This is a genomic window from Sphaerisporangium corydalis, assembly GCF_025506355.1.
GTDB lineage: Bacteria > Actinomycetota > Actinomycetes > Streptosporangiales > Streptosporangiaceae > Sphaerisporangium > Sphaerisporangium corydalis.
Genome location: NZ_JANZYP010000121.1, coordinates 1 through 8,862 on the forward strand (window position 1 = coordinate 1; position 8,862 = coordinate 8,862).

Consider the following 8,862-nt stretch of genomic DNA (forward strand, 5'->3'; position numbering starts at 1 on the left):
TCGGCCGACATCAACGTCTCAGCCATGGTCTTCACCATGGATCGCAACAGATCCGGGTCTCCATGCTCGATCTGCTCGGCCAGCCACGCAGCGGGGTCCACACTGTTGTTCACGGCCATCGCTCTGTTCTCCTTCGTTCTGGTTTCGCAACCTGAAGGATCACGCGATGGCCGTCCTCATTTCACGACGCCACGCCTGCGACCTGGGGAAACTCGTACACCACCTCCGTGGACGCAACCCCCCTGAGTTCTGTCGTAAGGTCCTGGATCTGCTGAAGGCCGGTCGGACGGTCCGGCAAGTCGCGTTCGACCTGTAAATGAGCGGTCAGACGATCTACGACTGGCGTGAGCAAGACCTCATCGACACCGGCCTGAAGCACGGTGTGACCTCCTGCGACAACGCCGAGTTGGAGAGCGAACTGGCCGTTACCCGGCGTGCCGGTGAACTGCTCAAGCAGGCGGCACCCCCCAAAAGACGCTTCGAGGCCATCGCGGTGATGGCCAGCGAAGGCCTGCCCGTCCAGACCGCCTGCCGGGTGATGGAGGTGTCGGAGTTGGGCTAACCACCCTTGGCGCAAAGCCCCTGTCGGCCCGGGCCATCCGGCACGCCTGGCTGACCGACATGATCCGCCAGGTCCACCTCGCCTCCCGCGGCGTCTACGGAGGGCGCCGAGTCCACGCCGAGCTGACGCTTGGCCGCGGGATCCTGGTCGGGCACGGCGCGATGACCATGCTGATGCACCGCGCCGGGATCAAGGGACTGCCCGGAAACAAGCGCCGACGCCCGACCCATCAGACCCCGACCGCAGCCGATCTGGTGAACCGGCAGTTCACCCGGACCGGACCGGATCAGCTCTGGGTCACCGACATCACCGAGCATCCCACCCGGGAGGGCAAGGTCTACTGCTGCGTCGTACTGGACGCCTACTCCTGCCGCGTGGTCGGCTGGTCCATCGACAGCACCCAGACCGCCACCCTGGTCAACAACGCACTCGGCATGGCCATCCACAATCGCCGACCGGCCACTGGCACCTTGATCCACTCCGATCACGGCGTGCAGTACACCTCTTGGGCCTTCACCCGCCGCGCCCGCGCATCCGGCCTCATCCCGTCAATGGGTTCCATCGGCGACTGCTTCGACAACGCGGCCATCGAGTCGTTCTGGGGCCGCGTGCAGACCGAACTGCTCAACCGCCGCCGCTGGAAGACCCGGATCGAACTGGCCAACGCGATCTTCGACTACCTGGAGATCTTCCACAATCGCCAACGACGTCACAGCGCCCTGAAAATGCACACCCCGATTGAATACGAGATGCTCTACCCGAACACCCATCTGGCATGAGAGTCGACCAGAGCGACTCCATGGAACTCGGGGTACATCAGAGCCTCCACGAAACCCGGCACGGTTCATTCAGCGTGCTCAAGAACGAATGGCTGCACCGCTTCGTCTTCACGACTCGAGCCAAGGCAAAGCGGCAGGTCATCCGCTACATCGAAGGGTTCTACAACCACCGGCGCCTGCACTCTGCGCTCGGCTACCGGCCCCCCTGGAGGTACTCAACAAGTCCCTTTCAGCCCAAACAGCCGCATAGGCTACGCCCATAAGGCGGCTGTCCAGAATCACCGAGGCCCCTCACACACAGAACCGCGATCCAGCTTCCTCGCAGGTCACCTGCGCTCTACACCACCGGTTCTCCTTCAAGTGGCCGGCGTTCAAAGCCAAGAGCAGCATTCAGCTCAGGAGCCTCCTGCATGTCCTGCCCCTGATCTGCAGAGATGCTCCCTGGGAGGCTCCACCGCCGTAGCGGTATCGGCATAGATGCCCAATATGTTGGCCTCATAACGCTCGCCCCATACGCATCAATGGTGCGAACTGTCGCCTTCAAGCGCTATCGTCTCAACATCACACGGCCCGACGGGCGCCCGCCGCATAGCGGTGCAGGGCAGCCCCCACCCGTAGGAGTAGCCCATGCTGCCCAAACGCCTGGTCGCCCTCGCGCGCCCTTGCACGCGTATCGTTTGGCCTTGGGGCCACCGATGACACACGACGGCAGCATCGTGCTGCGCGTTGCCGATCTCCCCTGTGCTCGCCTGGGGCGGCTCATCAGCCTGTCGCCCACCGACAGCCTGGCTCGAGCCGAAACTCTGCTGACTCGCCATGGTGTGAGCCGACTGCCCGTCCTAACCGAAGCGTTGACCCTGATCGGCGCCGTGGATCTGGAGTCGGTCACCATCGCCCGGCTCTGCAGCCGGGACCATACGCTGCAGGGCGCTATTCGTCCTGCTGAGACAGTCGAACTCGATGCTGAAGTGCAGGAGATTCTGCCGTTGCTCGAGAGGCACAAGTTCGCTTTTGTCGAGGACGAGCGGTCACGCATCATTGGCATTGTCACCCATCGCGACGCCATAACGGCGCTTGATCGTTTCAGCGCTCCTCACCGGCTGCTCGGAGAGATCGAGCGCCGCCTTCGGCGCATCATCAACGTGGCGTTCCCGACGATGAACGAACTCCGGGACGCTACCGGCAAGTCGTCCCTAAGCTCTGTGGACGAGTTGAGTCTGGGGAGCATCGAGCATCTGCTTCGTCGCACAGACGCGTGGACACGCCTCGGCTGGCGCATTGACCAAGCGGCGTTCGTCGAGGAAATCGCAGGCGTACGTCGGATACGAAACCGGTTCGCGCATCATCACGGTTCGGTATTGACGGCTCCGGCCGATGAAGAGGTCGAGCAGCTTACTGGATTTCTCAGCTGGCTCAGAAAGCTGGACACAGGATGTTAAACATGATCGCTCACCTCACCGAGAAGAGCCAGGCACACCTTGGGGGACGGAGGCGGCGTCAGTGGTGATGAGAACCACGGCCGAAAGCTTGCTGGCTTCTTCGATGGAAACCGCCCTGGCGGAAGCGATTGCGGAACACGTGAAGGCATCCACGGGACGTCGTCCTTCTCCCTCGGAGGTCAAGTCCTGGCAGCGCAGCTTGCCGGTCCTCGCACATGACCTGGTCGATGCCGGGTTGCACAGGATCGAAATGCTCATCGAGTACAAGCTTCCGCTGACCAGCAAACGCGCCGACGTGGTGCTTGCCGGCGTGCATCCGCGGACCGGTGAGGATTCGTATGTCGTGGTCGAACTCAAGCAGTGGAGCCATGCCGAGCCGTCCGAGTCAGGAGAACATCTGGTCATCGTGGACGGCATGCCGGGCGGCGAGAAGCTCCACCCGGTTGAGCAGGTGCGCCGGTACTGCGAGTACATGTGCGACTTCCTCAGCGTGCTCAACGGAAAGCCGCACGCTGTGCACGGAGCGGCGTACCTGCACAACGCGATGGACCTGGACATCGACGGTCTGTCGGAGCAGGTCCGCGACGAGCGCAGCCGCCTGTTCACCAGGCAGCGGCGTGGCGAGTTCCTCCGGTACCTGAGCGAGCGACTGGCCGACAAGCCCGGCGCTGAAGCCGCAGACCGGCTCCTGTCCAGCGCGGTCGCTCCTAGCAAGCAGCTCATGACCTACGCCTCGAAAGAGATCCGCGAGCGCGAGCAGTTCACGTTGCTGGACGAGCAGCAGGTCGCGTACGAGCTGGTCATGGGAGCCGTCAATAAGGCCCGGCGGGCGGATTTCAAACAGGTCGTCATCGTCACCGGCGGCCCCGGCAGCGGCAAGAGCGTCATCGCTCTGTCGCTCCTCGGCGAGCTGTTCCGGCAGGTCCGTTCGGCACTCCACGCCACCGGCTCGCAGTCCTTCACCCAGACCATGCGCCGCTACCCGGGCCGCGGCAGCACCCGGATCAAGAACCTCTTCAAGTACTTCAACAGCTTCACCGACGCCGAGCAGAACGGCATGGACGTACTGATCTGCGACGAGGCGCATCGCATTCGCGAGACCTCCACCAACCGCTTCACCGCGGCGGCCAAGAGGACGGGACGCAGCCAGCTCGACGAGTTGCTGTCCGCGGCGCGGGTTCCGGTCTTCCTCCTCGATCAGCATCAGGTGGTGCGGCCCGGCGAGCTCGGCACCGCGACCGGCATCGAGCACTACGCCCGCGCCAAGGGCTACGACGTCCGCTTCGTGTCCCTCGACGAGCAGTTCCGGTGCGGTGGCAGCCGGAAGTACGAGCAGTGGGTCCTTCGCCTGCTCGGCCTGGCGGACGGCGGGCCGATGGAGTGGGACGGGGATGAGAACTTCGAGGTCCAGCTCGCCGACTCACCGCAGGAACTCGAAGCGTTCCTAGCCGCCAAGCCTGGCACCGCCCGCATGACCGCTGGCTACTGCTGGCCGTGGAGCGATCCGCGCCCCGATGACACTCTCGTCAACGACGTCGTCATCGGCGACTGGGCCCGGCCGTGGAACGTCAAGAAGGACAGGGCCGTCGGCGACTACCCGCCCAGCATGCTCTGGGCGAGCGAGAAGAACGGGTTCGGGCAGGTCGGGTGCGTGTACACCGCCCAGGGGTTCGAGTACGACTGGAACGGAGTCATCCTAGGGCCCGACTTGTCCGTGCGGGACGGACGCCTGGTCACCGTGCGCGAGGAGAACAAGGACCCGGCGTTCAGGAGCCGCAAGTCCGTCCCCGACGGCGACTTCGACCAGCTTGTGCGGAACGTCTACAAGGTCCTGTTGACGCGAGGGATGCGTGGAACGGTGATCTATGCGGTTGACCCCGAGCTGCGGAGCCATCTTGCCAGCTTGATGCGGACGGCGAGGCTCTGAGCGTCCGCAGGAGCGTCACGCGTTCCGGATACCAGTGGTCCGCAGTCCGCGCAGTCGCCGCACCTCCTGCACCAACCAGGTGGATGCCGATGATGCCGCCTCGGTGTAGAACCGATTGCGGTGACTGAGCCGGAGCGCGCTCCGGCATCGGTCTGCACCATCAAGCCGCCGTAATATTCGTCGTCGATGGGAATCACATGCGATTCGCACCCGTGCTGAGCTGACTGTGCCGATCTTGGATGAGGGGCCGACCAAGTCCGTGGTGGCCGGTGGCCTCATACGAGGAGCTATTGGCCGACTGCGAGCGCGTACTGGGCCTGACCATCCCAACACCTTGGCCACCCGCAACAACTTGGCGCACTGGCGGGGTCGGTCAGGAGACGCCGCAGGTGCGGCCGCCGCATATGAGGAGCTACTGGCCGACCGCCTGCGAGTGCAGGGCCCGGATCACCCTGACCATACACCGCATCCTGGCGGTATGGCGAGAACGGGCAGCCGGTCATGAATGGAACCAGGGGCGTTCCTCCTTGAATGTGGACACCTTGGAGACTGGATCTTGAGGTCCAGGGGAAGAGATGTCTTTGATGGTGATGAAGAGCTACCCGCCCGAGTTCAAGGCGGACGCGGTGGCGTTGGTGTTGTCGAGGCCGGATCGGACGATCACGTCGATCGCGCGGGATCTGGGGGTCAGCCGCGAGACGCTGCGGGTGTGGGTACGCGCCGCGCAGGCTCGGGGTGAAGGCGGGCAACGAGCGGCCGGCGGGGTGGGGCCCGGCAAGAACATGTCGGCCGGGCACCTACCCTCGGACGACGTGCTGGAAGAGGAGAACAAGCAGCTCAAGGCACGGATTCGGGAGCTGGAGCAAGAGCGGGACATTCTGCGTAAGGCGGCCAAGCTTTTCGCGGGCGAGACGAACTGGTGAGCCGCTTTCAGTTCGTTGAGGATCACAAGGCGCTCTACGGGGTGAAGCGGTTGTGCCGGGTGCTGCAGGTGTCACGCTCGGTTTTTTGTCGATGGTTGAAGGGCGCCGCTGCGAGGCTGGCCCGCCGCCAGGCCGATGAGCAGCTGGCCGAGCAGGTGCGGAGGATCCATGTCGAGCAGGATGGAACCTACGGCTCGCCTCGGATGACGGCCGAGTTGCGTGCGGCCGGGATCGTGGTCAATCACAAGCGGGTGGAGCGAGTGATGCGCGAGCATGGTATCGCCGGGCTGCGTCTGCGCAGAAAGGTCCGCACCACCATTCCGGAGCCGGACGCGACACCGGTGCCGGACCTGATCCAGCGCGACTTCTCCGCCGAGCTGCCGAACACCCGCTACGTTGGCGACATCACCTATCTGCCCGTCGGTGGCGGCCGGTTCCTCTACCTGGCTACCGTGGTGGACTTGTGCTCGCGTCGGCTGGCGGGCTGGTCGATCGCTGATCACATGCGCACCGAGCTCGTCGTGGACGCGCTGCAGGCTGCGGCGCACACCCGGGGCGGCCGTCTGGACGGCGCGGTGTTTCACAGCGATAACGGGGCGCAGTACTGCTCGCGGGAGTTCGCGCGGGCCTGCCGCCGGCTCGGCATCATCCGCTCGCGCGGCGCGGTCGGCACCAGTGCCGACAACGCGGCGGCCGAGTCCTTCAACGCGAGCCTGAAACGCGAGACGTTGCAGGGCGCGCATCACTGGCCCGACGCCCGCACCGCCCGCCTGGCCGTCTTCCGCTGGATCACCCGCTACAACACCGTCCGGCGGCACTCCAGACTCAGCCAGCTCAGCCCGATCGCCTACGAAGGGACGGCGGATAACCTGAAGACCGCCGCCTGAAATCGGTGTTCACGTTCATGGGGGAAGCCCCCCATAAGGTGCGCGATGTACGTAACACGATGGCGCACAACAGCAGTCGGGACGGCGGCCTGACCGCTCCAGGGCCCTTCGCGTCGGGCTCGCAACCGACCGATCGCTCTAGCTTCAGCCCCGCGTGTTAATAGGTGCTCGTGTTGTATTCACGCTTACTCTCTCGTTGGATAATCCGTATTGACGTACCTCGGAGGCTTCCTCCGCGCGGCCTGCAGCCTCCAGCGCGTTAGCCAGCTGGGCGCCAGCGTATCCATTGCCAGCCGCAGTGCGCCCACGTAGCTCCTCTGCGTGCCCGTGCTCTGCCAATAGAGTGGCCAGCCGCCAAGCGGCAAACGGGTCAGCGGTGTCCGCTCGCCGACGCAACTCCTCAAATCGACCTTCCTTGGCGAGCAAGGTGGCGAACCAGTAGGCGGCATCATCGTCACCAGCGTCAGCCCGCTCCTTCAATCGCATATACGCATCCTGAAACCACCCCTGACCAGCCATAAGGAAGTCCAGTCGACCGGAAGCATTCGTATCACCAGCATCGGCTAGCGGTTCCAACAGTGCTACCAGCTCCTCTACTCGCCCTTGAGTGGCTAGTAGATCTGCGAGCTGGTAGGCAGCAAACTGGTCGTCAGCCTCCGCCCGTGCTCGTAAGACCCGTTGGGCCTCCTCTACTCGCCCTTGAGTGGCTAGTAGACCTGCGAGCCGGTAGGCAGCGAATCGGTCGTCAGCCTCCGCCCGTGCTCTCAACAGCGTGAGTGCTTCCTCTACTCGCCCTGCACTCGCCGCTATAGTTGCCAGCTTAAAGTCCGCTATTCGGTCACCCGCCTCCGCCCGCATCTGCACCTCATCGACTTGTCCCATGCTGGTTACTGACCTTAAAAGTGTGGTGTCGCAGACAGCTGACGGATGGTGATCTTTGAGGTATCCATCGTCATGCGATATGCGCAAGGTGGCGGGCTGACCGCCGAGCGTCGTGCTTTCCGTGAACGGTTGCGGATTCAGGCGGCCGAACGATTCGCGCATGGGGAGGAGAACGCGGTCATTGCCCGCGATCTGCGAGTGAGTGTGCGTTCGGTGCAGCGATGGCGTAAAGCCTGGTCACAGGGCGGTGAGCGGGCGCTGGTCTCCACGGGCCCGGCCTCGCTGCCGTTGCTCAGCGATGAGCTGTTCGCCGTCTTGGAGACCGAGCTGGACAAAGGGCCGGTGGTGCACGGCTGGCCGGACCAGACCTGGACCCTGCAGCGGCACGGCTGGTCGGTCCAGGTGCCCGCCCGCCGGGCGGTCGAGCGCGATGAGGCCGCGGTGGCCGGCTGGGTGAAGGAGACGTGGCCGCGGGTGGAAGAACCGCGGCGGCGCTCGGGGCATGGATCGTCTTCGAAGACGAGGCCGGGTTCTCGATGACGCCGCCGGTCACCAGGACCTGGTCCCGACGCGGGACCACCCCGATCGTGCGCGTCCGCGGCCGCTCCCGACGCCGATTATCGGTGGCCGCCCTGGTCTGCTACAAACCCGGGCAGCGATCCCGCCTGATCTACCGGCCGTGCCCCGATGCCCGCCCCGACGGGCGCAAGAGCTTCGCCTGGACCGACTACCGCGACCTGATCCAGGCCGCCCACCACCAGCTCGGCGGCCCGATCGTGTTGGTCTGGGACAACCTCAACACCCACGTGACCGGCGGGATGCGCCGCTACATTGCCGAGCGGGACTGGCTCACCGTCTACCAGCTCCCCACCTACGCCCCCCAGCTCAACCCGGTCGAGGGGATCTGGTCGGTACTGCGGCGCACCACCCAGGCCAACCGCGCCTTCACCGACCCCCACGACCTGATCACAGCAATCCGCCAAGGCCTACGCCGACTCCAATACCGCCACGACATCCTCGACGGCTGCCTCATCGGCACCAGACTCGTCCCCACCCCACCATGACGACATCACCCATTTAACCTCGGTAGGTAACCTACTGGGCGGTCCATGGCACCAGGTGCGGCGACAGGAGCAAGGGTTGCGGCTGCGCCCTTGAGCTTTGTGGTGGTGTAAGCCAACGCGGTCTCGAACCAGTTATCTGGAGCGTCGGCGCGTTGGCGAGGGTTGCGTCCACGGAGGTGGTGTACGAGTTTCCCCAGGTCGCAGGCGTGGCGTCGTGAAATGAGGACGGCCATCGCGTGATCCTTCAGGTTGCGAAACCAGAACGAAGGAGAACAGAGCGATGGCCGTGAACAACAGTGTGGACCCCGCTGCGTGGCTGGCCGAGCAGATCGAGCATGGAGACCCGGATCTGTTGCGATCCATGGTGAAGACCATGGCTGAGACGTTGATGTCGGCCGA

6 protein-coding genes and 2 pseudogenes are annotated in these 8,862 nt (G+C 64.6%); all 8 read left to right on the top strand.

Annotated elements, in window-relative coordinates:
- The first annotated feature begins 202 nt into the window (after positions 1–202).
- The 8 genes and pseudogenes from NYZ98_RS40725 (at position 203) to NYZ98_RS40760 (ending at position 8,463) form a co-directional block, all read left to right on the top strand.
- Positions 203–1,341 (top strand): annotated as a pseudogene (locus NYZ98_RS40725) (IS3 family transposase).
- 68 nt (positions 1,342–1,409) lie between these two features.
- A pseudogene (locus NYZ98_RS40730) lies at positions 1,410–1,604 on the top strand (IS3 family transposase); the annotation flags it as partial.
- Positions 1,605–2,036: 432 nt separating this feature from the next.
- Entirely contained in the window at positions 2,037–2,780 is a 744-nt protein-coding gene (locus NYZ98_RS40735; RefSeq protein WP_262850835.1) for a CBS domain-containing protein, read from the top strand.
- A gap of 67 nt (positions 2,781–2,847) precedes the next feature.
- Positions 2,848–4,707 (top strand): DUF2075 domain-containing protein, encoded by a 1,860-nt coding sequence (locus NYZ98_RS40740; protein ID WP_262850841.1) that lies wholly within the window; start codon positions 2,848–2,850, stop codon positions 4,705–4,707.
- Positions 4,708–4,969: 262 nt separating this feature from the next.
- Positions 4,970–5,212, top strand: coding sequence for a tetratricopeptide repeat protein (locus NYZ98_RS40745; RefSeq protein ID WP_262850843.1), 243 nt, complete (start codon positions 4,970–4,972; stop codon positions 5,210–5,212).
- A gap of 79 nt (positions 5,213–5,291) precedes the next feature.
- A protein-coding gene (locus tag NYZ98_RS40750) for an IS3 family transposase (protein ID WP_262850837.1) occupies positions 5,292–6,517 on the top strand; the annotation gives its coding sequence in 2 pieces (ribosomal slippage) (positions 5,292–5,604 and positions 5,604–6,517; 1,227 coding nt in all).
- 927 nt (positions 6,518–7,444) lie between these two features.
- Entirely contained in the window at positions 7,445–7,939 is a 495-nt protein-coding gene (locus NYZ98_RS40755; protein WP_262850839.1) for a helix-turn-helix domain-containing protein, read from the top strand.
- Complete coding sequence (locus NYZ98_RS40760) at positions 7,936–8,463, top strand: transposase (RefSeq protein WP_262850845.1); 528 nt, start codon at positions 7,936–7,938, stop codon at positions 8,461–8,463. Before NYZ98_RS40755 ends, NYZ98_RS40760 begins: the two co-directional genes overlap by 4 nt.
- Positions 8,464–8,862 lie beyond the last annotated feature (399 nt).

Excerpts from the sequence above, each read along its gene's own strand:
- NYZ98_RS40735 (WP_262850835.1), top strand. The coding sequence starts at position 2,037 with ATGACACACGACGGCAGCATCGTGCTGCGCGTTGCCGATCTCCCCTGT.
- NYZ98_RS40740 (WP_262850841.1), top strand. The coding sequence starts at position 2,848 with ATGAGAACCACGGCCGAAAGCTTGCTGGCTTCTTCGATGGAAACCGCC.
- NYZ98_RS40755 (WP_262850839.1), top strand. The coding sequence starts at position 7,445 with ATGGTGATCTTTGAGGTATCCATCGTCATGCGATATGCGCAAGGTGGC.
- NYZ98_RS40760 (WP_262850845.1), top strand. The coding sequence starts at position 7,936 with ATGACGCCGCCGGTCACCAGGACCTGGTCCCGACGCGGGACCACCCCG.